At 67.3% G+C, this 23,334-nt stretch carries 20 protein-coding genes and 1 pseudogene; 8 read left to right on the top strand and 13 right to left on the bottom strand.

Features of this window, described 5'->3' with window-relative positions; genetic code table 11:
* Positions 1 to 44 precede the first annotated feature (44 nt).
* The 4 genes and pseudogenes from ACZK13_RS17625 to ACZK13_RS17610 all read right to left on the bottom strand — a co-directional run bounded on the left by ACZK13_RS17625 (position 45) and on the right by ACZK13_RS17610 (position 4,407).
* A pseudogene (locus tag ACZK13_RS17625) lies at positions 45 to 987 on the bottom strand (DegV family protein).
* A gap of 95 nt (positions 988 to 1,082) precedes the next feature.
* Entirely contained in the window at positions 1,083 to 1,715 is a 633-nt protein-coding gene (locus ACZK13_RS17620) for a 2-hydroxychromene-2-carboxylate isomerase (RefSeq protein ID WP_253143914.1), read from the bottom strand.
* Between the two features lie 20 nt (positions 1,716 to 1,735).
* Entirely contained in the window at positions 1,736 to 2,998 is a 1,263-nt protein-coding gene (locus ACZK13_RS17615) for an amidohydrolase family protein (RefSeq protein ID WP_253143916.1), read from the bottom strand.
* Complete coding sequence (locus ACZK13_RS17610; RefSeq protein ID WP_049462465.1) at positions 2,998 to 4,407, bottom strand: amidohydrolase; 1,410 nt, start codon at positions 4,405 to 4,407, stop codon at positions 2,998 to 3,000. The genes ACZK13_RS17615 and ACZK13_RS17610 overlap by 1 nt, the downstream gene beginning before the upstream one ends.
* A gap of 151 nt (positions 4,408 to 4,558) precedes the next feature.
* On the opposite strand from ACZK13_RS17610, the gene ACZK13_RS17605 reads away from it, so the two are divergent.
* Together ACZK13_RS17605 and ACZK13_RS17600 are read left to right on the top strand one after the other, a co-directional pair.
* Positions 4,559 to 5,335 (top strand): AMP nucleosidase, encoded by a 777-nt coding sequence (locus tag ACZK13_RS17605; RefSeq protein WP_005414446.1) that lies wholly within the window; start codon positions 4,559 to 4,561, stop codon positions 5,333 to 5,335.
* 43 nt (positions 5,336 to 5,378) lie between these two features.
* Positions 5,379 to 5,918 carry a DUF924 family protein gene (locus ACZK13_RS17600; RefSeq protein WP_006384394.1) on the top strand — a complete coding sequence of 180 codons (540 nt, stop codon included), beginning with the start codon at positions 5,379 to 5,381 and terminating at the stop codon, positions 5,916 to 5,918.
* A 77-nt stretch (positions 5,919 to 5,995) separates the two neighbouring features.
* Here ACZK13_RS17600 and grxD read toward each other — a convergent pair whose 3' ends face one another.
* Positions 5,996 to 6,922, bottom strand: a complete 927-nt coding sequence (grxD, locus tag ACZK13_RS17595) for a Grx4 family monothiol glutaredoxin (protein ID WP_049421809.1) — start codon at positions 6,920 to 6,922, stop codon at positions 5,996 to 5,998.
* Between the two features lie 59 nt (positions 6,923 to 6,981).
* Here grxD and ACZK13_RS17590 point away from each other — a divergent pair, with 59 nt between their 5' ends.
* Entirely contained in the window at positions 6,982 to 7,761 is a 780-nt protein-coding gene (locus tag ACZK13_RS17590) for a polysaccharide deacetylase family protein (protein ID WP_253143919.1), read from the top strand.
* A 68-nt stretch (positions 7,762 to 7,829) separates the two neighbouring features.
* Here the strand turns inward: ACZK13_RS17590 and ACZK13_RS17585 are convergent, their stop codons facing one another.
* The 3 genes from ACZK13_RS17585 to ACZK13_RS17575 are packed head-to-tail and all read right to left on the bottom strand — an operon-like array spanning position 7,830 to position 10,446.
* A complete protein-coding gene (locus tag ACZK13_RS17585) occupies positions 7,830 to 8,546 on the bottom strand; it encodes a class I SAM-dependent methyltransferase (RefSeq protein ID WP_253143921.1) in 717 nt (238 codons plus the stop codon).
* A gap of 4 nt (positions 8,547 to 8,550) precedes the next feature.
* Positions 8,551 to 9,168 (bottom strand): SGNH/GDSL hydrolase family protein, encoded by a 618-nt coding sequence (locus ACZK13_RS17580; protein ID WP_071229632.1) that lies wholly within the window; start codon positions 9,166 to 9,168, stop codon positions 8,551 to 8,553.
* A 3-nt stretch (positions 9,169 to 9,171) separates the two neighbouring features.
* Positions 9,172 to 10,446 carry a pyridoxal phosphate-dependent aminotransferase gene (locus ACZK13_RS17575; RefSeq protein ID WP_253143922.1) on the bottom strand — a complete coding sequence of 425 codons (1,275 nt, stop codon included), beginning with the start codon at positions 10,444 to 10,446 and terminating at the stop codon, positions 9,172 to 9,174.
* Positions 10,447 to 10,560: 114 nt separating this feature from the next.
* On the opposite strand from ACZK13_RS17575, the gene rsgA reads away from it, so the two are divergent.
* Both rsgA and ACZK13_RS17565 read left to right on the top strand, forming a co-directional pair.
* A complete protein-coding gene (rsgA, locus tag ACZK13_RS17570; protein WP_032129866.1) occupies positions 10,561 to 11,670 on the top strand; it encodes a ribosome small subunit-dependent GTPase A in 1,110 nt (369 codons plus the stop codon).
* Positions 11,671 to 11,897: 227 nt separating this feature from the next.
* On the top strand, positions 11,898 to 13,151 hold the full coding sequence (locus tag ACZK13_RS17565) for a flavohemoglobin expression-modulating QEGLA motif protein (RefSeq protein ID WP_182266677.1): 1,254 nt from the start codon (positions 11,898 to 11,900) through the stop codon (positions 13,149 to 13,151).
* Between the two features lie 309 nt (positions 13,152 to 13,460).
* On the opposite strand, the gene ACZK13_RS17560 is transcribed toward ACZK13_RS17565, so the two are convergent.
* The 5 genes from ACZK13_RS17560 to ACZK13_RS17540 all read right to left on the bottom strand — a co-directional run bounded on the left by ACZK13_RS17560 (position 13,461) and on the right by ACZK13_RS17540 (position 19,959).
* Positions 13,461 to 15,758, bottom strand: coding sequence for a TonB-dependent receptor (locus ACZK13_RS17560; protein WP_253143924.1), 2,298 nt, complete (start codon positions 15,756 to 15,758; stop codon positions 13,461 to 13,463).
* Between the two features lie 160 nt (positions 15,759 to 15,918).
* Positions 15,919 to 16,443, bottom strand: a complete 525-nt coding sequence (locus ACZK13_RS17555; protein ID WP_125895072.1) for a hypothetical protein — start codon at positions 16,441 to 16,443, stop codon at positions 15,919 to 15,921.
* A gap of 207 nt (positions 16,444 to 16,650) precedes the next feature.
* Positions 16,651 to 17,391, bottom strand: a complete 741-nt coding sequence (gene phbB, locus ACZK13_RS17550; protein WP_005419193.1) for an acetoacetyl-CoA reductase — start codon at positions 17,389 to 17,391, stop codon at positions 16,651 to 16,653.
* 24 nt (positions 17,392 to 17,415) lie between these two features.
* The gene (locus ACZK13_RS17545; protein ID WP_125895106.1) at positions 17,416 to 18,744 is read right to left on the bottom strand and encodes a CitMHS family transporter; all 1,329 of its coding nucleotides are present in this window, start codon (positions 18,742 to 18,744) and stop codon (positions 17,416 to 17,418) included.
* A gap of 75 nt (positions 18,745 to 18,819) precedes the next feature.
* A complete protein-coding gene (locus tag ACZK13_RS17540) occupies positions 18,820 to 19,959 on the bottom strand; it encodes an OprO/OprP family phosphate-selective porin (RefSeq protein ID WP_253143950.1) in 1,140 nt (379 codons plus the stop codon).
* Positions 19,960 to 20,201: 242 nt separating this feature from the next.
* On the opposite strand from ACZK13_RS17540, the gene ACZK13_RS17535 reads away from it, so the two are divergent.
* Genes ACZK13_RS17535 through ACZK13_RS17525 form a run of 3 tightly spaced genes read left to right on the top strand, consistent with a single transcriptional unit; the run spans position 20,202 to position 23,327 of the window.
* Positions 20,202 to 20,891, top strand: a complete 690-nt coding sequence (locus ACZK13_RS17535) for a response regulator transcription factor (protein ID WP_049463657.1) — start codon at positions 20,202 to 20,204, stop codon at positions 20,889 to 20,891.
* Positions 20,884 to 22,275: a sensor histidine kinase gene (locus tag ACZK13_RS17530; protein WP_049421788.1), complete on the top strand. Its 1,392-nt coding sequence runs from the start codon at positions 20,884 to 20,886 to the stop codon at positions 22,273 to 22,275. The genes ACZK13_RS17535 and ACZK13_RS17530 overlap by 8 nt, the downstream gene beginning before the upstream one ends.
* On the top strand, positions 22,272 to 23,327 hold the full coding sequence (locus ACZK13_RS17525) for an ABC transporter substrate-binding protein (protein WP_125895074.1): 1,056 nt from the start codon (positions 22,272 to 22,274) through the stop codon (positions 23,325 to 23,327). The genes ACZK13_RS17530 and ACZK13_RS17525 overlap by 4 nt, the downstream gene beginning before the upstream one ends.
* Positions 23,328 to 23,334 lie beyond the last annotated feature (7 nt).

Genomic DNA, 23,334 nt, shown 5'->3' with positions numbered 1-23,334 from the left:
AACCGCGGTGGAATCGATGTGCAGATCCGCGCCGCGTCGGGGCCTCACTCGAACCGATGCGGCCCATCGGCGAAGCCCACGGTGACTGCGCCCTTGCCGACGTTGACCATGCCGGTCAGGCTCATCACCGATTCGTACACGGTCACGCCATGGGTGGCGCAGACCTCTTTCAGCTGTGCATAGCCGGGCAGGGTGCGCAGCTCTTCCAGCTCACCGCCGTAGCTGACGCACACCGTCGGTGTCATCAGCCCGGCGCGTACGCGCTGGCCAACTACCGCGAACAACTTCTGCACGGCGTTGTCGAAGCCCTTGATCTTGGCCACCGGTCCGGTCTCGCCGCGGTAACCGTGCAGCACCGGCTTGATGTCCAGCGCACTGCCCAATGCGGCGCTGAGCAGGCCGACACTGCGGTCGCCCTTGTGCCGCGCACGCGCGCGCATGTAGTACAGGTCGCGGGTGACCATGTAGCCGTGCACGTTGCTGGCCAGCTCCTCCAGCCGCTCGCGGATCTGCTGCACGCTGGCGTTGCTGTCGCGCAGGCGCACCGCTTCCACTGCAGGTCACCGCCTGCGCGGCGAACAGGTTCTGGGTGTCGAGCACGCGCAGCGCGAACGGCGAGTTGTAACCCGCTGCCTGCCGCACCGGCTTGTAGTCGTTGAGGATGGCGAAGCTGGCCTGCAGCGCGTTGTCATGGATCGGGCTGCGGGTCTTGGTGATGGTCATGCAGAACACGTGGTCGTAATCGATCACCAGCTGCTGCAGGAACAGGTCGCGGATCTGGTTGACGCTGAAGGGGATGGTTTCCGCTTCAGCACCGTGTTCGGCCACGTGCGCGTGCAGGAAGCTCAGTGTGGCCTGTTCATCGCGATGATCGGCCAGCACCGCTTCGCCGATGCGTACGGTGATCGGCAGCAGCACGATGTTGTGGGTGGCGATGAAGTCCGGCGGCAGGTCGCAGGCCGAGTCGACGACGATTCCGATGCGCATCCGCGGCTCCCCCTCCAGGGCGGTTGTAGGTTCGGAAACGTGAAATCTATCTCAAATCCCAGCCAGGCGCGCGAGGGAAACGCGCCACGCCCTGTTCAGCGACTGCGCTGCACCGCCACCGGCAGGGTGGCCAGGCGCAGCCATTCGGGCTGCCGCAGCAGGTCAGGATCGGCCAGAACGGCAGCCATCAGCGGGTGCGCGTCGTTGCCCCAGAACAGCTCCTCATCGATAGCCAGGGTCGGCACACCGAACACCCCGGCACCAATTGCGGCCTCGGTGTTACGGCGCAGCTGCTCCTTCACCGCCGGGTCGGCGATGGCGCTGGCGACATCGTCAATACCCAGCTGTGCGGCCGGTTCGCGCAGGGCGTCAGGGCTGTCGGCCGCGTTGCCGTCGCGCCAGATCCAGTCGAACAGGACGTCCACCGCCTGCACGCTGGCACCGGCGGCCAGGCACAGGCGCAGGGCGGGCAGCGGGTTGAACGGATGGCCGGGCGGGAATCGCAGCGGTGTGCCCTCGGCCTGCGCGGTCCACAACAGCTGGCGGTAGATGAAGCGGCGCTTGGCCGGAATCTCGGCCGGCCCTAGGTTGCCCAGGTGATGCAGCACCGCACCGAAGGCAATTGGCACGATCTGGATCTGCGCGAACTGCGGCAGCTGCTTCAGCTTCTGCCAGTGCAGGTAGGAGTAGGGCGAGATGAGGTCGAAGTACCAGCGCAGTGTCGCCATCGGTGTGTCCTCGTGTGCGGTCAGGGCTGCGCGTTGCGCTGCAGGTAGCGGTCACGCAGTTCGGTCTGGCGTGAGCGCATCGGCATCGCACGGCCGCCCAGCCAGACCTGCTCGGCATAGTGCGCCACGTCCAGCGGATCGCCCTCCCACAGCACCAGGTCGGCGCGCTTGCCGGGTTCGATGCTGCCGATCTGGTCGGCCACCCCGAACGCCTGTGCAGGCACCCGGGTCAGCCCAGCCAGGCCATCGATCCACGGCAGGCCGTTGGCCACCGCGTTGCCGGCCAGCTGGCGCATCTTGCGCGCGTTGTGGGTGGCGTCGCCGCGCTGCACGAACGACACCGGCACGCCGGCACGCTGCAGGCGCGCGGCGTTTTCCAGGGTGGCGCCGATCTGGTCGAAGCTGGCCGGCAGGTTGGCCAGCACGTCAACGAACACCGGCACCTGTGCGGCGGCCAGCTCCGGCGCGACCTGCCAGGCTTCGCTGGCACCGGCGATGGCGATCTTCACCTTTTCGCGGGTGGCCCAGCGCAGCAGCTGGCGGATATCGGCGGCGCGATCCACCTCCACCACGATGCGGCCCTGGCCGGCCAGGTAGCGACTGAGCGTGCGGCGTCCGGCTGGCGTCAGCAGCGCGTGCGGCGAGTCCGCAGCCACCTGTCCGCGTGCTTCGTCGATCATCTGCTGCAACAGCATCCATTGCGCGGCGCGCGAATGCCCGGTCAGTTCGGAGGCTGCCGCGCCGATGCGCAGGAACAGGGCACGCGGGCCGATCGGATCGGTGCTGCCATCGAGCCGCATCACGCCGCCCTGGCCGGCCACGAAACCACCGCCGGTGGCAGCGCCCAGCGCGGTGAAGCCGATGCCTTCCAGGCGCGTGACCGGAATCAGCACTGAGGCCGGGTTGTAGGCGAGGGTGACGTCGAATTCCGGCCGCAGTGGCTGCTCACCGAGCTTCAGCGAACTGTCCACCGTGCTCGATTCACCGGAAACTTCTTCGATACCGGTCTCGGTGATGCCACCGAACAGTGCCGGTGTCAGGGGACGGCCATTGGCCTCGACCACGCTGGCGCCGGCCGGCGCCGACAGGCCGTTGCCCACCGCGCGGATGATGCCGCCCTGCACCAGCACATCGGCGTTCTGCAGGCTGCCACGCGTGCTGGCCGTATGCACGGTCGCGTTGCGCACCAGCAGGTCCTGCGCCGAGGCTGCGGTTGTCATCAACAACAGCGCAACCAAGGTAGCGCCGGGCCATGCCCGGCGACGCTTGTTCAACACGCCCATCAGCGCACCTCCTGGCCAAGCTGGAAATCGGAACGCGGCGTCGCTGCCGGTGCACTGCGGTCGTACAACCTGCGGCCATCAATGAAGACCTGCTCGGCCAGCGCGTACGAGCTGAAGGGATTGCCGTTCCAGACCACCACATCGGCCATCTTGCCGGCCTCCAGGGTGCCGGTCTGGCCTTCAATGCCCAGCGCCTTGGCGGCGTTGGCGGTCATCCAGGTGATGGCGTGTTCGGGCGTGATCTCCGGCATGCGCGCGCGGCGCGCGGACGCCATCACCTTGGCCGCTTCCTGGTTCAGGCGCTGGATGCCTTCGGGTGAGTCGGAGTGGACGATGGCGCAGCTGTTCTTCGGCCGGTCGACCAGCGCGATGTTCTCCGGGATGCCGTCGAAGGCTTCCATCTTGAAGCCCCACCAGTCGGCCCACAGCGCACCGCAGACGCCGTCGGCGGCCAGCCGGTCGGCCAGCTTGTAGGCCTCCACGCCGTGGTGGAAGGCGGCTACCTTGAAGCCGAATTCCTTGGCCAGATCGAGCATGGTGGCCATCTCGTCGGCGCGGTAGCAGTGGATGTGCACGCGGATGTCGCCTTCGATCGCACCGGCCAGCGTGTCCAGCTTGAGATCGCGCTTGCCGCCGGCATCACCGGCGCTGTCGCCCTTGTCGCTGCCGAACCAACCCTTGCGCTTGGCCGGCTTCGGCTTGTTCTTGGCGATGTAGTCGGCGGCATCGATGAAGGCGGCGCGGTAGCCGGCCACGTTGCCCATGCGCGTGGCTGGGGTCACGCCCTTGCCTTCGCCATAGACCCGCTTGGGGTTCTCGCCGCAGGCCATTTTCAGGCCCCAGGGTGCACCGGGGAACTTCATCGCCTGGTAGGTCACCGCGGGTACGTTCTTGAGGGTCACGCCGCGGCCACCCACCAGGTTGGCCGAGCCCGGCAGCACCTGCATGCTGGTCACACCGCCGGCCAGTGCGGTGGCGAAGCCCGGGTCCTGCGGCCACACCGAGTGCTCGGCCCAGACGTTGGCGGTGACCGGTGCGGTCATCTCGTTGCCGTCGCTGTGCGCGCCGACGCCGGGGCTGGGGTACACGCCCAGGTGCGAGTGCACGTCGATCAGGCCAGGGGTGACCCACTTGCCCTGCGCATCGATGCGGGTGACACCGGCATCGGCCTGCAGCTGGCGGCCAACGGCGACGATGCGGCCCTCGCGCAGCAGCACGTCGGCATTGTCCAGGCGCTGGCCGGTGCCGGTCAGCACGGTGGCGTTCTGGATCAGCACCGGCGCATCGGGATGCGCCTGGTAGGTGCTGGGGTAGGGATCGGCGACGAAGCGCGAGGCGCCCACCGCCGGAGCCGTGCTCAATGAAAGCAGTGCCAGGGCTACCCCGGCGCGCAACAACGTCGATGCCATGCAGTTCCCCTTGCAGCTGGTCCAACCGTCGACGCTAGCCCGGAGGCGGCGGGCTTGCCAAGTGACCTTCTTCACAGGCCTGTCGACGGTGGCTCGACGGCACCGGCCGGGTGGCTGAAAATACCCGGTCCCCCGCCGTACCGGACTGCCCATGAAGAGCAAGCAGGAAATCGTCGACAACTGGCTGCCGCGCTATACCGGCGTACCGCTGGACCAGTTCGGCCAGCACATTCTGCTGACCAACTTCGGCGGCTACCTGCATACGTTCTCCGAGCTGACCGGCGCGCCGGTCATCGGCCTGGACCGGCCGATGGCCAGTGCCACCATCGATGGCATCACCATGATCAACTTCGGCATGGGCAGTCCCAATGCCGCGATCATCATGGACCTGCTGTCGGCGGTGATGCCCAAGGCGGTGCTGTTCCTGGGCAAGTGCGGTGGTCTCAAGCGCAAGAACCAGCTGGGCGACCTGGTGCTGCCGATCGCGGCGATCCGCGGCGAGGGTACCTCGGGCGACTACCTGCCGCCGGAAGTACCGGCGCTGCCGGCCTTCGCGCTGCAGCGTGCGGTTTCGACCATGATCCGCGACCTCGGCCACGATTACTGGACCGGCACCGTCTACACCACCAACCGCCGGGTCTGGGAGCACGACGAGGCCTTCAAGGAGCGGCTGCGGGCGATGCGCTGCATGGCCATCGACATGGAAACGGCCACGGTGTTCGCCGCCGGCTTCGCCAACCACATCCCCAGCGGCGCGCTGCTGCTGGTTTCGGACCAGCCGATGATCCCGGACGGGGTCAAGACCGAGGCCTCCGATGCCAAGGTCAGCTCCCAGTTCGTGGAAAACCATATCCAGATCGGCATCGAGGCGCTTAAGCTTATCCGGCGCAACGGCAAGTCGGTCCGCCACCTGCGCTTCGACGAATGATGATGAAGGCCGGGCGCGGGGCGTCCGGGCCTGGGAGTAGGTAATGGACGTTGCCGCGCAAGTGGTGGAATTCTGGAAGGAGGCGGGCCCTGCGAAGTGGTTCGCCCGCGACGACGCGTTCGACGCGCAGTTCCGCCAGTTGTTTCTGGATGAGCATTTCGCCGCCGCTTCGCGCGGGCGCGAGCATTGGCTGGGCAGTGCCGAAGGGGCGCTGGCCCTGATGCTGCTGCTGGACCAGTTCCCGCGCAACTGCTTCAGGGGCACTGCCCATTCCTACGCCACCGATGGCCTGGCCCGGCATTACGCCATGCGTGCCATCGAGGAGGGCCTGGACCTGCAGCTGGTGCCGAAGCTGCGCGCCTTCATCTACCTGCCGTTCGAGCACTCCGAGGATCCGCTGGACCAGGACCGCTCGGTGGCGATGTTCGACGTGCTGGGTGACAAGGAATACCTGCAGTACGCCGAACTGCACCGCGACATCATCCGCCGTTTCGGGCGCTTCCCGCATCGCAACGCCGTGCTGGGCCGCATCCCCACGCCGGAAGAACTGGATTACCTGGCCGAAGGCGGGTTCGCCGGCTAAGAAAAAGGGGACGGAGGGAATTAAGTCGTTTTTGCCACAAACGACTTAATTCCCTCCGTCCCCTTTTTCAGTGCCGATCAGTACTTCGGCACGCCGTTGTCGACGTCTTCCGACCAGGCGTTGATGCCGCCGGTGACGTTGAACACCTTGGTGAAGCCCAGGGCGCGGAACTGCTCGGCGGCCTGCGCGCTGCGGCCACCGTGGTGGCACATGAAGGCCAGTGCGGTGTCCTTCGGCAGGGCTTCCAGCGCGGCGCGGCCGTTGCCGTCGAAGCTCTTGAACGGTACGCCGACGGCTGCGATGGCGCGCTCGTCGGCCGGGCGCACGTCCACCAGGGTGATGTTGCCGGCACGCACCAGGTCGTCGGCGTCGCGCACGCTGATTTCCTGTACCGGCTTGGGCGCATTCGGGTTGTCGATCGCCAGGCCCTTGCCGCGGATGTCGTCCACCCAGTCGATGGTGATGCCGTTGGCGCGACGCGCGCTGGCCAGGTCGAACTGCACGCGCAGGCCGTTGGACTCGGCGGCAATCGCGCCTTCGTCGTGCGGGGCCAGCTGGAAGTTCGGCTGGAAACCGGCGTCGATGGACAGCTGCAGGGCAGCGCCCGGAGCATCGGCCAGCGCGCCCTTGAGCATTTCCACGGCGGCAGGAGTGACGGTGATGCTCGGCGGGGTACGGTCCGGCGCAGCCAGGCCCAGCACGCTGCTCAGCTCGCCGCTGGCGGCCATCTGCAGCACGATGTCGCTGCCGCCGACCAGTTCGCCGTCGATGTACAGCTGCGGGATGGTCGGCCAGTCGCCGTAGGCCTTGATGCCTTCACGGATTTCCTGGTCGGCCAGCACGTTGACGTGGGCGAACTCGACGCCGAGGTCCTGCAGGGCGCCCACGGCCTTGGCCGAGAAACCGCACTGCGGCATCGACGGCTGGCCCTTCATGAACAGCACGACGCGGTTGGCGTTGAGGATGGATTCGATGCGCGAACGCAGGGCGGGATCGAGGGACATGGACGTCGGGTTTCCGGGAATTCGAATCATCAATTCTAACCCCCATGGCATCATGGGGGATGAGCAACGCAGGAACATTGCATCGCATCCCGGCCCGCCCCTGGCGCTGGCTGCCCTGGCTGGTGGCGTCGCAGCTGGTCGTGATCCTGGTCTGGGCCCTGGACGGCTGGCAGTGGGGTCTGCCGCTGATGGTGGCCAGCCACGCATTGTTCATGGTGCCGGTGTTCCTGCCCAACAGCCGCTTCTATGCGCCGGTGCTGAGCCGACTGCCGGAGGCCGGCAACACGGTATGGCTGACGATCGATGACGGTCCTGGCCCGGAAACCCGCGCCGTGCTCGACCTGCTGGACCGCCACCAGGCACGCGCCACCTTCTTCCTGGTGGGGGAACGTGCGCTGGCACAGCCGGAACTGGTGCAGGAGATCCTGCGCCGTGGCCATGACCTGGGCAATCACAGCCACAGCCATCCGCAGGCGCGCTTCTGGCGGCTGGGCCCGGTGGCGATGCGCGCCGAGATCGAGGGCTGCCAGCATGCCCTGCAGGCGGTAAGCGGCCAGCCGGTGCGCTGGTACCGCTCGGTGGTGGGCATGACCAATCCGTTCGTGGCGCCGGTGCTGCAGCGGTTGGGGCTGGTCCGGGTAGGCTGGAGCGCGCGCGGCTACGACGGCGTCGGCTGCACGCCGGACGGCGTGCTGGCACGGTTGCTGCCGGATCTGCGCCCGGGCGCGATCGTGCTGCTGCACGAAGGTGCCGCCCATGGGCATAACCTGGTGATCATCGAGCGCGTGCTGCAGGCGCTGCACGAGCGCGGGCTGAAGGCGCAGCTGCCGGCCGGATAACCGGTAGCGCCGGGCCACGCCCGGCGAGCGCAGCGGCATGGATGGAATCCGCCGGGCATGGCCCCGCGCTACCGGATGCGGTGCGCCACCAGCAGCCAGCTGTTGAACGGGGTACGCCCGTGCAGCGGCCGGGGCGACGTCACCTGCAATCCGGCCTCGATCAATGTCGCCTGCAACACCTGCGGATCGGGATAGTGGCGCGGTCGTGTGCCCATCCAGCCGATCAGCCAGGCCAGCCGGTCGGCGACCCGCGTGGTGCGGTCGCGGCCATCCCCGGTGGCCAGCGGTGTACGCAGCAACAGGCAGCCGCCGTGGGCCACCTGTGCGCTGGCCGCGCGCAGCAGGGCCTGCTGTGGGCCCGCGTCCAGATACTGAAGCACGTCCAGCAGCAGGACGTGCCCGGCCTGCGCCGGCAGCGGCGTCTGCACATCCACGCAGTCGAAGCGCACGTCCTGCAGGTCGGCGGCAGCACGTTGCGCGCGGGTGATCTTGCCGGCATCCACGTCCACGCCCAGGTAATGCTGGGTACCGCCGCGCTGGCGCAGCACATGGGCGAACAGGCCCAGCCCGCAGCCCAAGTCCAGCACAGGCTGCCCATCGTCAGGCAGATGCTGCAGCACGCCGTCGTACAGCGGATCGCTGCCGAGCTTGCCGCGGGTGTAGTAGTAGTCGCGGCGGCTGCCCCAGGCCTGCGCTGGCCGGAATGCTTCTGCGATCAAGCGGGCCTGCGGGGCGGTCAGGGGCGTGCAGGGCAGGGGCGGGCCGTTCCGTGGCGTGCCGTCCATCGCCTCAGTCCGTGCCGCCAAGCAGATGCGCGGCCACCGGCAGAGCGCGCGCGCTCCACAGCGCATACATCCGCGCTGAAGGATGCAGGCCGTCCTCGGCAATCATCGTCGGGTCTTCGCCCTGCGCGCGGCTGATATCGGTGATGTCGACGAAGGCCACGCCCTGCTGGGTGCTGATCACCTCGGCAGCCGCATTGAATTCGTCGGTCTCGATCTCGATCGCGGCCAGGTCGCGGCCACTGCCGGCGCCGAACGGGGTCGCACCCCAATCGGGGAAGGACAGCACCAGCACGCGGCCGGCATCACCGCCAGCGAAACCGATGGCCCGCTGCAGCAGCGCCTGGAACTGGCTGCGGTATTCGTCCAGCGGACGCCCGCGGTACTGGTTGTTGACGCCGATCAGCAGGCTGACGAAATCGAACGGCCCCTGCGGCGCGGCCGCATCGATGCCCGCATCGAGTTCGTCGGTGGTCCAGCCGGTAGTCGCAATGGTCTGCGGATCGGACAGCTCAGTGCCCTGTGCACGCAGCGCGGCAGCCAACTGGTGCGGCCAGCGGCCTTCGACTGCAACCGCTTCACCGATGGTGTACGAATCGCCCAGCGCCAGGTAGGACAGGGTCACAGGTCAGGCCACCGAACGGCGCGGCTTCAGCGGCACGACCTTGGTCGCGTCCTCGGCACGGCGGGCCAGGGCACGGTCAATGCGCGCGAATACATCGCGCATCACCGAGGCTTCCGGCATCAGGGTCACGCGGAAATGGTGGCGGTAGGGCACGTTGAAGCTCGAGCCCGGCACCACCAGCACGCCCTCGTTGTTCATCAGGTCCAGCGCGAAGTTGTGGTCGTCGAAGCCCTTCGCCGCAGCGCCGACCACGGCCGGGAACGCGTACAGCGCACCGGCCGGCGCGACCAGCGACAGGTGTTCGCTGGCTTCGCAGGCTTCGATCACCGCACGGCGGGTTTCGTACAGGCGGCCGCCCGGCGTGCACAGCTCGGAAATGGTGTCCGGGCCGTTCACCGCGGCCTCGATGGCGTACTGGCCCGGCACGTTGGCGCACAGGCGCAGCGCACCGAGCAGGTCCAGCGCCGCGCGGAAGTCACCCAGGCGGGCATCGTCGCCGCTGAGGTGGGCCCAGCCCACGCGCCAGCCGCAGGCGCGGTGCACCTTGCTCAGGCCGCTGAAGGTCAGGCACGGATGATCACCGGCCAGCAGTGCGACCGGCTGGAACACCGCGTCGTCGTACAGGATCTGGTCGTAGATCTCATCAACCAGCAACAGCAGGTTGTGGCGGCGCGCGATCTCCACCACGCGCTCCAGCAGTTCGCGTGGGTAGCTGGCGCCGCTGGGGTTGTTCGGGTTGATCAGCACGATGGCGCGGGTGCGCGAGGACACCAGCGTCTCGATCTCGCTCGGGTCCGGCTGGAAGCCGTTCTCCGGTGCGCAGCGGTAGTACACCGGGCGGCCATCGTTGAGGATGGTCGAGGCCGACCACAGCGGGTAGTCGGGCGAGGGCACCAGCACTTCGTCGCCGGGATTGAGCAGCGCACGCAGCGACAGGTCGATCAGTTCGCTGACGCCATTGCCGAGGAAGACGCGGTCCGGGTGCGCATCGGGCGCGCCACGGCGGGCGTAGTAGCTGGCGATGGCTTCACGCGCGACCGGCAGGCCCTGCTGGTGCGTGTAGGGGTCGGTGCGGCCCATGTCGTCGGCGATCGCACGCTGAAGGTGCTCCGGCGCGCGGAAACCGAAGGCGCCGGGATTGCCGATGTTGAGCTTGATCAGCTTGCGGCCCTGCGCCTCCAGCTCCCGGGCTCGCCGCGCCAGTTCTCCGCGGATTTCGTAGCGCACTTCGGAAAGGCGCTCGCGGATGGCCAGGGGCTTGGGCGAGTTGGTGGACATGGGAGCTGGGCCGTCAAAAGGCATGGGGCTTCCATCCTACCGGAATTGCTGCAATGCATGGCAAGGGCTCCGGGCCCGTTATTGCTGGGCTGGCAGGGCGCCGGCACAGGTAGAATGGCGGCGATGACCCAGACCCCCGATTTCATCGCCCTGCAGACCATTGGCTGGCCCTGGCCGGGCCCGGCGCAGCAGGCCGACTGGCAGGCCGCGATGGCCGCACATCCGCAGGCCCGCCCGGCACGGGTGATCGAACAGCACCGCACCCACTACGTGGTGGCCGATGGCCCGGATGCGTCGATCAAGGCCGAGTCCCTGCCGGAATGGCAGCGCCCGCGCTTCCCCAGCCATGAACGGCCAGCGGTGGGTGACTGGGTGCTGCTCGATGGCATCCGCATCGTCGCCCTGCTGCCACGGCGTACCGCGATCAAGCGCGGTGCGGCCGGCGAGCATTACCACCAGCAGGTGATCGCGGCCAACATCGATACGGTGTTCATCGTCTGTGGCCTGGATGCCGACTTCAACCCGCGCCGCATCGAGCGCTACCTGCTGCTGGTCGGCGGTGGCGGTGCCGAGCCGGTCGTGGTGCTGACCAAGGCCGACCAGACCGAGTACAGCGAAGACGCACTGGCGGTGCTGGAAGAGCTGGAGATGCAGGGCATCGCGCTGCATGCGATCAACGGCCTGGATGCCGACAGCGTGGCGGTGCTGCAGCCGTGGCTGGGCCCGGGCCGCACGGTGGTGCTGGTCGGTTCCTCCGGTGCCGGCAAGTCCACGCTGACCAACACCCTGCTCGGCGAGCAGCGGATGAAGACCAACGCAGTGCGCGCCAACGATTCGCGTGGACGCCACACCACCACGCACCGCGCGCTGATGCCGCTGCCGACCGGCGCCTGCCTGATCGACACCCCCGGGATGCGCGAGCTGAAGCCGACCGGCGAAGAGACCCTGTCCGAGGGTGGGTTCGCGGACATCGAAGCGCTGGCCGCACAGTGCCGTTTCAACGACTGCAAGCACCAGCAGGAGCCGGGCTGTGCCGTGCGTGCAGCGATCGAGGCCGGCGAGATCGAAGAGAGCCGGCTGCTGAACTACTTCAAGCTGAAGGAAGAAGTGGCCGCCGCTGCCGCCAAGCTGGCAGTACGCCAGGCCGAGACCGCGCAGGAACGCGGTGGCAAGAAGGGCAAGGGCCAGCAGTTCCGCCCGGCAGGCAAGCCGCGCAGGCGTTGATCGGTATCGCGGGGTCGGATCCCATTGCACCGCAATGGGCTCTGCCCCCTGCAATGAACCTGCGTCTGCCTGCTTCGGGTGGGTGCCAACTGCCCGCTCCTGGTAGGTGCCAACCTTGGTTGGCACGGATGTATCCGAAGTCCGCCTTCGGCGGATGCCAACCAAGGTTGGCAGCTACCCGATCCATTGCACCTACCAACGTGCGGGCAGGGCGCTATAGTCCGCGCATGGAACCGACTGCGACGCTGGACCGTGACGTGGCCCACCATGCAGCGCTCGATGCGCGCCTGGTCGAGGCCGTGGGAGGCATCCGCCTGCTGGGCCTGACCAGCTGGCCAGCCACGGTGCAGGCACCGTTCCTGGAAAGCGTGGCGCGTGGCCAGCCGGTACTGCCGAAGGTGGACTACCCGAAGCTGGACTTCAGCGAAGAACGTCGCGCGCTGGCCGCGATCGCCGCCGACTGCGACGACAGCCATCCACTGGGTCACTACGTGCGGCAGTCAGCGCAGAGCTGGGACCTGGCTGCGCAGCTGCTGGAAGGACTGGGCACCGCTGCAGTCGATACCTGTTCTGTGCAGCTGTTCGGCGCCCCCGAGCAGCCGCTGCCGGGCAATGGCCCCAGCACGCGTGAGGCTGCACGCCACTTCATCCAGATCGCCGCCGAACTGGACCACGAACTGCTGGCGCCGGAAGAACAGGTGCCGGTCTCGGCCATCGCGCTGCAACTGCAACTGCAGAACGATCTGGACGCGTTCTTCGAATCGCGCATCATCCAGGTACAGCTCGACCCGGAGCTGGTGTCCAAGGCCGCCGCCGGCCCGACCCGCATCCGCCTGCGCACCAGTGCGCGCTTCAGTGCCTACGACCGCGCGCAGCTGTTCCACCATGAAGCGCTGGTGCATTCGCTGACCGCCCTGAACGGCCGCGAGCAGCCGGTGCTGCCGAGCCTGGCACTGTCCTCGCCGCGGGTGACGGCAACCCAGGAAGGGCTGGCCACCTTCGCCGAGCAGATCACCGGCAGCATCGACATCGAGCGCCTCAAGCGCATCAGCCTGCGTACCGAAGCGATTGCGATGGCCCGCGAAGGTGCTGATTTCATCGAAGTGTTCCGCTATTTCTGCGACGCCGGGCAGAACGCGGAAGAGAGTTTCGCTTCGGCGCAGCGCGTGTTCCGTGGCGTGCCGCCCAGTGGCGGCCTGGCCTTCACCAAGGACACGGTGTACCTGCGCGGCCTGGTGTCGGTGCACACCTTCTTCCGCCACATGCTGGCCGAGGACCGCCTGCAGGTCTGCCGCTGGTTGTTTGCCGGCAAGATGAGCCTGACCGATGCGATCGCGTTCGCGCCGTTGTTCGATGCGGGGGTGCTGAAGCCGCCGCGTTGGCTGCCGCACTGGGTGAGCCGGGCGAATGGCCTGGCCGGGATGCTGGCGTTCTCGCTGTTCGCCAACCGGATACGGATGGACCAGCTGGCGCCGGAATGAAATGCGTTGGCGGGATGATGCGCTGGCGCCTCGATTGATATCGCTGGGCGGCGGTGGGGCACCCTGGCCAGGACACGCCGTAAACCCATCCATGGGGGCTCGATCGGCGCATCCATGCGCCTCACGGTCCTGGCCAGGGTGCCCCACCGCCGCCAGACGGTTTCCCGCGCGGGCGGCAGCACATCACCGCGCCGAAGGGATTGCGCTTGAAAAGCAAAGAGCCGGGCAATGCCCGGCTCTTTGCTTTTGCTTTTCATTGCCTCCGCGCCATGCAGGAACACTCGATGCGCCGCAGCGCCCGCTTTCGATTTAGAACTCCGCCGCCACCGTCATGAACAGCTGCCGCGGCGCGCTCGCATGGATCGCATAGCGCTTGCCCTCCGGATCGGTCGGTGCGAACGAACTCAGCTGGCCCGCATAGCGCTTGTTGGTCAGATTGGTCGCGTTCAACGACACCCGCACATTGCGCAGGCCCAGGCCCGGGCCGAAATCGTAGCCCGCACCGGCGTCGAAGGTGGTCACGCCTGGCACCGACTGGTCGTTGGTGTAGGTGTAGTAACGTTTGCCGGTGTACTTGGCACGCAGGCTGGCGAAGAAGCCATCGCGGTTCCAGCTGATCTCACTGGACGCCATGCGCTGCGGCGTATCCACGGTGATCTTGCCGGCTACCGGTACCACCGCGCCGCCGGACAGGTAGTCGTCCTCGTAGGTGGTCTTGTTCCAGGACAGCGCGTTGTACCACTGCAGGCCGTCGATCGGCTTGAGGATGAAGGTCAGCTCCGCGCCGTGGCTCTTCACCGAACCGACGTTGATGAAGCGGGTCACGCACTCCGGACGCGTGCCGACTTCGATGCTCGAGCACGGGTTCAGCGACAGCAGGCGGTTGTCGAACTTCACGTTGTAGGCAGCGATCGACGCCTGGTACTTCTCACCGAAAGTACGGAAACCGGCTTCCAGGCTCTTCGACTTCTCGGGCTCCAGGCCGACGCTGGCCGCGAACGATTCCGGCGACACCTGCAGCGGGCCGCCGCTGCCACCGCCGACGAAGGCAGCGATGTTTTCGGCATACGAGGCGAACAGCTCGTTGTTGGCGTTGAGCTTGAAGCCCAGGCCCAGCTGCGGCAGCACCGATTCCTTGGCAGTCAGCGTGCCCGAGGCGATGCTGGTTTCCACACCCGGGTTGGCGGTGGCGCGCATGCGGGTGTTCGGGCTCTTGATGCCGACGTCCAAGGTCAGGCGCTGGTCGAGGAAGCGCATGCGGTCCTGTACGTAGAACTGGCGCGTGCGGATGTCGAAGTCCTGGTTGAACAGCAGGCGGTCCGGGTTCTTCAAGTACAGGTCGTCCAGGAACGGACCGCTGATGTAGTAGAAGTTGCGCGAGACGTTATGGTCGTTCTGCTCGTACCACAGGCCGGCTTCCAGTTCGTGGATGCCCACCGTCCACGACAGCGCGGCGGTCAGGCCATCGCGGTTGATCGTGTAGTTGGTGCTGCGGATCGAGATCGGCAGCATCTTGTCGGTGCCGGGGTAGGACGGCTGGCCCGGTGCCCACCAGTGGCCCTGGCCACGGTTGTCGTGGTGGTAGGCCAGCAGCTTCAGGCGGCCCTGCTCGCCCAGACGCAGGTCGGCATCGATCGAGTACAGGTTGTCGTCACGCAGTGCACGGCTCTGGTAGTACGCATCGTCGATGCTGTTGACGCCACCGCTGAACTTGCACTTGCTGCGGTCCAGCGTGCCCGGTGCGCAGTATGCGGCGGCGACGGCGCGATCCCAGTCCGGCGCGTAGATGTTCCAGTCATAGCCCAGGCCGCGCGCCAGCATGTCCTTGGACAGATAGGCGTAGTTGGCCTGGCTGGCACGCGATGTCGCGACGAATGCACCGAAACGATGGTCGCCGACGTTCCACACCGCCTTTGCGTTGAACTGGCGGGTGGTCTGGTTCTGGTACGGCGCGGCCCACATGTCCTGGTCCTGGTGCACGCCGGACACATAGGCCGAGAAGCCGTTGATGTCGCCGGTATCCACGCGCAGGTAGCCACGGCGCTGGCTGTTGTCGCCAACGGTGACGCTGGCGCGACCGCCGAACTCGGTGGAGGGGTCCATCGAGAAGTACTGGATGGTGCCGCCCAGGTTGCTGGTCGAGGCCACGCCCAGCGAACCGATGCCCTGCGACAGCTCGGCGCCGGCCAGGTTCTCGGCGATCAGTGCGCGGGCGATGCTCAGGCCGTTGTAGTTGCCGTAGCTGTTGTCACCCAGCGGGATGCCGTCCAGCGTGTAGCCGAGGCGGCTCTTGTCGAAGCCGCGCAGGCTGATGGTCTGCGACTCTTCGTTGGCACCGAAGGCATCGTTGGACTGCACCGACACGCCTGGCAGGCGGTCGAGGATCTTCTGGCCGCTCGTGCCCGGCGGAAGCACCTGCTTGTCCACGGTGGTGATGCGCTGCACCTGGCGGGTCTCGCCCTGGCCGATCACGGAGACGGTATCCAGCGTCTGCGCGCTCAGCGCGGCATCGGTGCTGGCGCCGGTATCGGCGGCGGAGGCGGCATGGGCGCTGGCGGCGGCGGAGAGCGCGATCGCCACGGCGATCGTCAGGTGTCGGGTCTGCATGGTGGTCCGTTGCATTGGGGGTGGTCACCGGCACGGATGCGCGGTGCATGGCCACTATGCGAACGGAACATGAAACCTTCTTTACGAAAAACCAACGAAGGGTGCAGGGCAGTGGTGTGCGTCCTGCAACCTGTTCGTCATGGTAGTATGCCGGAGAGAATCAGAAGCGCTCACCGGGCCACCTGAATTTGAGCTGGTCCATGCAGTCACGATCATGTTCGGAGAATGAGAACCCGATCTGGATGCCGTTCAGTACCGTGCCGAACACCGTCGACTCGTCCAGACTATGCCCTGACGGGACGGAAAGGACGTTGAAGTCGGGGTAGCGACGACCCATCTGCTTTCGCGAGATGCAGGCGCCGCCCAGCGACAGCGTAATGCCTTTGATGATTCGCCCCGACGCGTCGGTGTGGATCTGGCCAGAAGGCCCCTTGATCCTTCCGGCGACCACGAATGGCGCCAGATCGATGGTGGCGCTGTCGCCCCGGCCCCTTCCTGCTTCCGAACGCGGGCCGGCCGGAGCCAGGGGGGACAGCTGCGCGACAAGGTCAGAGCGTGCCAGCTGCAAGGACCAGCGCTCCACGAGCCGCCAGGTTGCGTCCGCCTCTTCTGCAGTGGCAGCGGGTGGGGTTGCCGCCAGTGGCGTGGTGGCGACCGCAACAAGCGCAATCAGCATTGCACGCATGCCAACCTCCTTGATCCGCGATGTCAGCCGTTCGTCCATTGGGCACGGCAAGCGCTGGCAGGTATAGCACCGGTTCTGCCGATGCATCGGGAAGTGCGTCTCAGAAATGCAGAAACAAAAAGGGGCCGGATCCCCCTCGCGAACGAAGGTTCACCGGCCCCGCGCACTCCGTGGGGGAGGCGGTCCACGCGCTGCGTGGAGACGGGCTCAACCCATGTACAGGCCACCGTTGACCGGATAATCGGCGCCGGTCACGTACGAGGCTTCGTCCGAGGCCAGCCATGCGCACAGGCCGGCCACTTCTTCCGGACGGCCCAGGCGTCGCACCGGCACCGAGGCGGCCAGCCGGTCCAGCACGTCCGGCGGGAAGCTGCTGATCGCCTGGCTGGCGATGTAGCCCGGCGACAGCGTGTTGACGGTGACCCCGCGTGAGGCCACTTCGGCGGCCAGGGCTCGGCTGAAGCCGTGCATCGCGGCCTTGGCGGTGGCGTAGTTCACCTGGCCGATCTGGCCCTTGTGGGCGCTGACCGAACCGATGTTGATGATGCGGCCCCAGCCCCGCGTGGCCATACCGTCGACCACCTGCTTGGTGAGGTTGAACAGCGCATTGAGGTTGGAGGCGATCACCGCGTTCCAGTCCTCCACCGTCATCTGCCGGAACAGCAGGTCGCGACTGCCACCGGAGTTGTTGACCAGCACGTCCACTTCACCGACTTCGGCGCGGACCTTGGCAAACGCCGCGCTGGTCGAGGCCCAGTCGGTCGCGTTGCCTTCGGAGGCGATGAAGTCGAAGCCCTGTTCGCGCTGCTCGCGCAGCCAGTTGGCCTTGCGCGGTGAGTTCGGCGCGCAACCGGCGACCACGGTGTGGCCGCTGCGGGCCAGGCTCTGGCAGATGGCAGTACCGACACTGCCCATGCCGCTGGTGACGTAAGCGATTCGAAGCGTCATTGCAGAAGGCTCCTTGATAAGGGGTCAGGCCGCGAGCGGGTACAGGCCGAACAGCAGGCTGCCGACCATCAGCAGCATCGAGATGGCGATGGCCCACTTCAGGGTGAACTTCTGGTGGTCGGCGAACTCGACCTTGGCCAGGCCCACCAGCAGGTAGGTGGACGGCACCAGCGGGCTGAGCAGGTGCACCGGCTGACCGGCCAGCGAGGCGCGCGCCATTTCCACCGGGGTGATGCCGTAGTTGCCGGCGGCTTCGGACAGGATCGGCAGCACGCCGAAGTAGAACGCGTCGTTGGACATGAAGAAGGTGAACGGCATCGACGCCACCGCCGTGATCACCGCCAGGTACGGGCCCCACGATTCCGGGATCACCGCCAGGAAGCTGTGCGACATCGCTTCGACCATGCCAGTGTTGTTGAGGATGCCGGTGAAGATGCCTGCGGCGAAGATCAGCGACACCACCGACAGCACGTTGCCGGCGTGGTTGACCACGCGGCGGCGCTGTTCGGCCAGGTTCGGGTAGTTGATCACCAGGGCGATGGCGAAGCCGACCATGAACAGCACCGGCATCGGCAGCACGCCGATGATCAGCGCCGTCATCAGCGCCACGGTCAGGGCCAGGTTGACCCACAGCAGCTTCGGACGCTTGATGTCCTCGGCGTCTTCCACGGTCGGCAGCGCATTGCTGTCGTCGGACACGCTGTTGTCCATCCAGCTGCCACCCTTGGGCAGGGTCACCACGCCCAGGCGACGGCGTTCCTTCAGGCCCAGGTACCAGGCCAGCAGCAGCACGCCGGCACAGGCGATCACCATCGACGGGATCAGCGGCACGAACACATCGGCCGGGTCCACGTGCAGCGCGGTGGCCGCGCGGGCGGTCGGGCCGCCCCACGGGGTCAGGTTCATCACGCCGCCGGCGAGGATGGTCACGCAGGTCATGTTCAGCGCGTTCATGCCCAGCCGCTGGTACAACGGCAGCATCGCCGAGACGGTGATCATGTAGGTGGTCGAGCCATCACCGTCCAGCGAGATCAGCATCGCCAGCACCGCGGTGCCGAGCACGATCTTCATCGGATCGCCCTTCACGAAGCGCAGGATCACCCGCACCAGTGGATCGAACAGGCCGGCGTCGATCATCACCCCGAAGTAGAGGATGGCGAACATCAGCATCACGCCGGTCGGCGCGATCTTCTTGATGCCCTCCAGCATCATCTCGTCGATGTTGGCGCCGAAGCCGCCGATCAGCGCGAACAGGATGGGGATGGTGATCAGGGCGACGAGCGGCGACAGGCGTTTGCTCATGATCAAGTACATGAACGTAATGACCATGCCAAAGCCGAGGATGCTCAGCATCATCTGCGGACTCCTTGCGAAAACAGGACGTGGGGGAGTGGAAGGGGCCCGGGCGGCATGCCCGGAATATCAGGTCTAGAAGTCGTACTGCAGGCGGCCGGTGACCGCACGCGTGCGGTCCACCGTGATCCCGGCGAGGCGGTCGCGGTTGCGGCTTTCGATCACGTTGAGCATGAAGCGCAGGTTGTCGCGCAGGTACCAGTTGCCACCCAGCGTCCACGCTTCGGTGCTGCCGCGGCGCAGGTCCGGTGCACCATCGAGGTGCTGTGCGCCCCACATCTGGTCGTAGCGCAGCGCCACTTCGAAGGCACCGGCCTTGTGCCGGATGTCCTTCACCCGCGCGAAGCGGCCGGTCTTGCGGTCGTAGGCGCGGCTTTCGCCGGTGACGAACCAGCTGAGCATGCCGTAGGCGGCCATTACGTCGCCGCGCTGCGCGCCGTCATCGAAGGTGGCGCCACTGAACTCGCCCTGCCACGACAGCGGGCCGCGCACCTGCGCGTATTCCAGCGACCACTTGTTGACATCGGTATCGCGGCCGGCGGAGAAGTCGACCAGGGTCAGGCGGCTCTCGTCGGACAGGTGGCCGGCCGGGCGCGGGCGGATGCGCAGGCCAGGCACGCCATTGGCGCCGGGGTTGTCGTAGGCCTCACGGGCCAGCGACAGGCCCAGGTGCAGCACGTCGCCATCGCTGGGCGAGGGCGCCCAGGTGACGCGGCCACCGGCGGCACGGCCCTTCACCTGCCAGGCGTCGATGCTTTCCAGGCTGTAGATGCTGGCCGCCCAGGTGAAGTCACCGGGGTTGGCCTGCCACGACGCACCCAGGCGGTACAGCGGCGCCAGCGTGGTGCCGGCGTTGCCGCGCTCCAGGAAGCTGCCGTAGTTGGAGCTGGTGCGGTCATCCAGCGAGAAGTACTGCTTGAACTGGCCCACGGTCAGCTTGCCGGCCTTGCCGAGGCTGCGTGCCAGGTACACGTCCTTGGCCTCGACGCGGTCGCCGGAGAAATCGGCTTCCAGCTTGTAGTCGACCACGAAGAACTTGCCGGACACGTCCAGCCAGGCGCGACGGATCTCGGTGTCGTCCTTGTTCGGCGTACCGCGGTTGTCGTTGTCGAAGGTGGCGAAGTCCAGGTGCAGGCGGCCTCCGAGCGAGGCCGTGACCGGACGGTCGTCTTCGGCGGCAAAGGCCGGCGCCGACAGGGCAGCCAGCGCCATCATGGCGGCAGGGCGCCGCCAGGCAAACGTGAATTCCACAAACCCTCCCAGGTGCGCGCCAGGCGCGCGGCAATCGTGGGCACCGGACGGTGCGCGGCCGCAGTCTGGGTCGGGCAAGCTGTCATCGTCCTGTCAACAGATTGTGCGGTGCAGCGTAAAACCGGCCGCTGCGCTCACTGGGCCACGCCCGGCAAGCGCGGCGGCGGCATGCGGTAGCATTCGTTTCCCCTCCCACCCGTGTGCCCATGCGCCTGCTGCTGGTCGAAGACAACCCGGATCTGGCCGATGCGATCATCCGTCGCATGCGTCGCAGCGGCCACGCCGTGGACTGGCAGGCCGATGGCCTGGCCGCCGCCAGCGTGCTGCGCTACCAGAGCTTCGACCTGGTGGTGCTGGATATCGGCCTGCCCAAGCTCGATGGCCTGCGCGTGCTGGCCGGCATGCGCGAGCGCGGCGACAGCACACCGGTGCTGATGCTGACCGCGCGCGACGGCATCGAAGACCGTGTGCAGGCGCTGGACGTCGGCGCCGACGATTACCTGGGCAAGCCGTTCGATTTCCGCGAGTTCGAAGCGCGCTGCCGCGTGCTGCTGCGACGCGCGCGCGGCCAGGCCAGCGAAGTGGTGCAGATCGGTGGCTTCCAGTTCGACAATGCCGCGCACCGGGTCAGCCTCGACGGCGAACCGATCGAACTGCCGAACCGCGAGTACCGGCTGCTGGAGATCCTGGTCGGCCGCCTCGGCCAGGTGGTCGGCAAGGATGAGATAGGCAACGGGCTGTTCGGCTTCGATGACGAGGCCGGCCCGAATGCCATCGAGCTGTATGTGGGGCGCCTGAGAAAGAAGCTGGCAGGTGCACCGCTGCGCATCACCACGGTGCGCGGCGTTGGCTACCTGCTGGAAGCCAGTGATGACAGCGCCGACGCCGATGGCTGACGCGCGTACCGCGAACGCCGCACCGGGCTCGCTGCGGCGCACGCTGCTGCTCTACCTCGGCGCGTTGCTGGCGGTGTTCGCGGTGGCTCTGCTGTTTGCCGCGCGCGGCTATGGCCAGCGCGCCGCCAACCGTTCCTACGATCACCTGTTGGTGTCCTCGGCGTTGTCCATTGCCGATTCGGTGGCCCTGGTCGATGGCCAATGGCAGGTCGATCTGCCCTATGCGGCGCTGGACCTGCTGGCGATGGCCCCGGAAGACCGCGTGTTCTATCGGGTCGCCGACAGCCGTGGCAACCTGATCACCGGCTATGGCGACCTGCCGGCGCCGCCGCGCCGGCCCGGCACGCAACCGCAGTTGTTCGATGCCGCCTACAGCGGCGAGACCGTGCGCTTCGTGGTGGTCGGCCGCAGTTTCGCCGCCGCCTCGGCGCAGGGCGAAGTACAGGTGCAGGTCGGCCAGACCCGGCGTGCGCGTGAAGCGGTCGCGCAGGACATGGTCAACCGCGCACTGCTGGCGATCGGTGTGCTGTCCGGCCTGCTGCTGGCGCTGGTGGCCTTTGGCGTGCATCGCGCATTCCGGCCATTGGTGCGGGTGGAACGCGAGCTGTCACGCCGCGAGCCCTCTGACCTGAAGCCGCTGGATGCCCGTGTACCGCGCGAGATGGACCAGATGGTGGCGGCGTTGAACCGCTTCATGGAACGGCTGTCCAGCAGCAACGAGACGCTGCGCGCGTTCATGGCCGAGGCCGCGCACCAGATGCGCACGCCGTTAGCGGCATTGCGTGCGCAGGCACAGCTGGCGTTGGATGACGACGATCCCGAAGACATGCGGCGCAGCCTGCAGGCGATCGAGCGCAACGCCACCCACATGAGCCGGTTGTTGAATCAGTTGCTCAGCGATGCCAGCGTGATCCATCGTTCGCATCTGCAGCGCTTTGCTGCAGTGGATCTGGCCGAGACCGTGCACCAGGCCCTGCATGAAGCGCTGCCGCAGGCCGGCCCGGCGCCGCGCGTGCAGCTGGCGATGACTGCCGAGCCGGTACAGGTGCATGGCGATGCGCTGCTGCTGCGCGAGGCGATCAAGAACCTGGTCGACAATGCACTCAAGTACGGCGGCGACGGTCCGTTGCAGATCGCATTGACCGTGGAAGGCGGGCAGGCCGTGCTGACCATCGCCGACCACGGTGCCGGCATTGCCGCCGCCGATGCCGAACGCGTGTTCGAGCGCTTCGCCCGTGGCGAGGGCGCGCCGTCCGGCGGCGCCGGGCTGGGCCTGGCCATCGTCAAGCGCGTGGTCGACAGCCATGGCGGCCGCATCGATCTCAGCAACCGTCCGCAGGGTGGTTTGATCGCTACCATCCGCCTGCCCCGGAGCAGTTCATGATCCGCCTGTTCGCCACCGCCGTTGCCCTGCTGTTGGCCCTGCCGGTGCTGGCCGCGCCCGGCGATGTGCGCCGTTTTCCCGCACAGGCAAAGACCACGGCGCAGCTGCGCATCCACGGCACCACCGACATCGAAGTGTTCGCGGTGGTCATCGCCGACTACCAGCGGCTGCACCCGGGCACCGAAGTGGTGTACGAGGACATCATCACCCAGGACCTGTACGCGCGGTACCTGCACGACCGCGGCGGACCGGCATCGCCGGACCTGCTGATCTCCAGTGGCATGGACCTGCAGACCAAGCTGGTCAACGATGGTCATGCACTGCCGCACCGCTCCGCTCAGACCACCGCGCTGCCGGCCTGGGCGCAGTGGCGCAACGAGGCATTCGGCATCAGCTATGAGCCGGTGGTGATGGTCTACAACACCCGCGCGCTGACGGCTGCGAGGGTGCCGCACACGCGCCGGCAACTGCTGGACCGGTTGCGCGCCGAAGGTGCACCGCTGCGCGGCAGGGTCGGCACCTATGACATCGAACGCAGCAGCGTCGGCTACCTGCTGTCAACGCAGGATGCGCAGCGTGGCAGCATCGCCGGTGCGCTGCTGGGCGCGCTGGGCGACAACGACGTGGTGCGCGAGGAGCGCACCGGCGTGCTACTGGACAAGGTGGCCAGCGGACAGCTGTCGCTGGTCTACAACGTGCTCGGCTCTTACGCGCAGGCGCGCATCGACGCGGGTGCTCCGCTGGCGATTGTGGAGCCTGAGGACTACACGCTGGTGGTACTGCGTACCGCGGTGATTCCACGCACCGGCCCACACCCGGAAGAAGCCCGGCGCTTCCTCGACTACCTGTTGTCGCCGCGTGGCCAGCAGGTGCTGTCACGCGAGGCACGGCTGATGCCGATCGTGACCGGCAACGCACGTGGCGACGATGCACCCGGCCGCAGCCGTCGCCCGATCCAGCTGGGCCCGGGCCTGCTGGTGTACCTGGATGCACTCAAGCGCCGCCAGTTCCTCGATGCCTGGCGCAGCAGCGTGGAGCCGGCAGGGCGCTGAGGCGACG

The sequence above is a fragment of the Stenotrophomonas sp. 99219_Sma genome, assembly GCF_056480785.1.
The sequence above is the reverse complement of the archived record's forward strand: the minus strand, read 5'-3'. Positions and strand labels throughout refer to the sequence as shown.

Coding starts and splice junctions, on each gene's coding strand:
- ACZK13_RS17620 (WP_253143914.1), bottom strand. CDS start 1,715: ATGGCGACACTGCGCTGGTACTTCGACCTCATCTCGCCCTACTCCTAC.
- ACZK13_RS17615 (WP_253143916.1), bottom strand. CDS start 2,998: ATGGGCGTGTTGAACAAGCGTCGCCGGGCATGGCCCGGCGCTACCTTG.
- ACZK13_RS17610 (WP_049462465.1), bottom strand. CDS start 4,407: ATGGCATCGACGTTGTTGCGCGCCGGGGTAGCCCTGGCACTGCTTTCA.
- ACZK13_RS17605 (WP_005414446.1), top strand. CDS start 4,559: ATGAAGAGCAAGCAGGAAATCGTCGACAACTGGCTGCCGCGCTATACC.
- ACZK13_RS17600 (WP_006384394.1), top strand. CDS start 5,379: ATGGACGTTGCCGCGCAAGTGGTGGAATTCTGGAAGGAGGCGGGCCCT.
- grxD (WP_049421809.1), bottom strand. CDS start 6,922: ATGTCCCTCGATCCCGCCCTGCGTTCGCGCATCGAATCCATCCTCAAC.
- ACZK13_RS17590 (WP_253143919.1), top strand. CDS start 6,982: ATGAGCAACGCAGGAACATTGCATCGCATCCCGGCCCGCCCCTGGCGC.
- ACZK13_RS17585 (WP_253143921.1), bottom strand. CDS start 8,546: ATGGACGGCACGCCACGGAACGGCCCGCCCCTGCCCTGCACGCCCCTG.
- ACZK13_RS17575 (WP_253143922.1), bottom strand. CDS start 10,446: ATGTCCACCAACTCGCCCAAGCCCCTGGCCATCCGCGAGCGCCTTTCC.
- rsgA (WP_032129866.1), top strand. CDS start 10,561: ATGGCGGCGATGACCCAGACCCCCGATTTCATCGCCCTGCAGACCATT.
- ACZK13_RS17565 (WP_182266677.1), top strand. CDS start 11,898: ATGGAACCGACTGCGACGCTGGACCGTGACGTGGCCCACCATGCAGCG.
- ACZK13_RS17560 (WP_253143924.1), bottom strand. CDS start 15,758: ATGCAGACCCGACACCTGACGATCGCCGTGGCGATCGCGCTCTCCGCC.
- ACZK13_RS17555 (WP_125895072.1), bottom strand. CDS start 16,443: ATGCGTGCAATGCTGATTGCGCTTGTTGCGGTCGCCACCACGCCACTG.
- phbB (WP_005419193.1), bottom strand. CDS start 17,391: ATGACGCTTCGAATCGCTTACGTCACCAGCGGCATGGGCAGTGTCGGT.
- ACZK13_RS17545 (WP_125895106.1), bottom strand. CDS start 18,744: ATGCTGAGCATCCTCGGCTTTGGCATGGTCATTACGTTCATGTACTTG.
- ACZK13_RS17540 (WP_253143950.1), bottom strand. CDS start 19,959: ATGATGGCGCTGGCTGCCCTGTCGGCGCCGGCCTTTGCCGCCGAAGAC.
- ACZK13_RS17535 (WP_049463657.1), top strand. CDS start 20,202: ATGCGCCTGCTGCTGGTCGAAGACAACCCGGATCTGGCCGATGCGATC.
- ACZK13_RS17530 (WP_049421788.1), top strand. CDS start 20,884: ATGGCTGACGCGCGTACCGCGAACGCCGCACCGGGCTCGCTGCGGCGC.
- ACZK13_RS17525 (WP_125895074.1), top strand. CDS start 22,272: ATGATCCGCCTGTTCGCCACCGCCGTTGCCCTGCTGTTGGCCCTGCCG.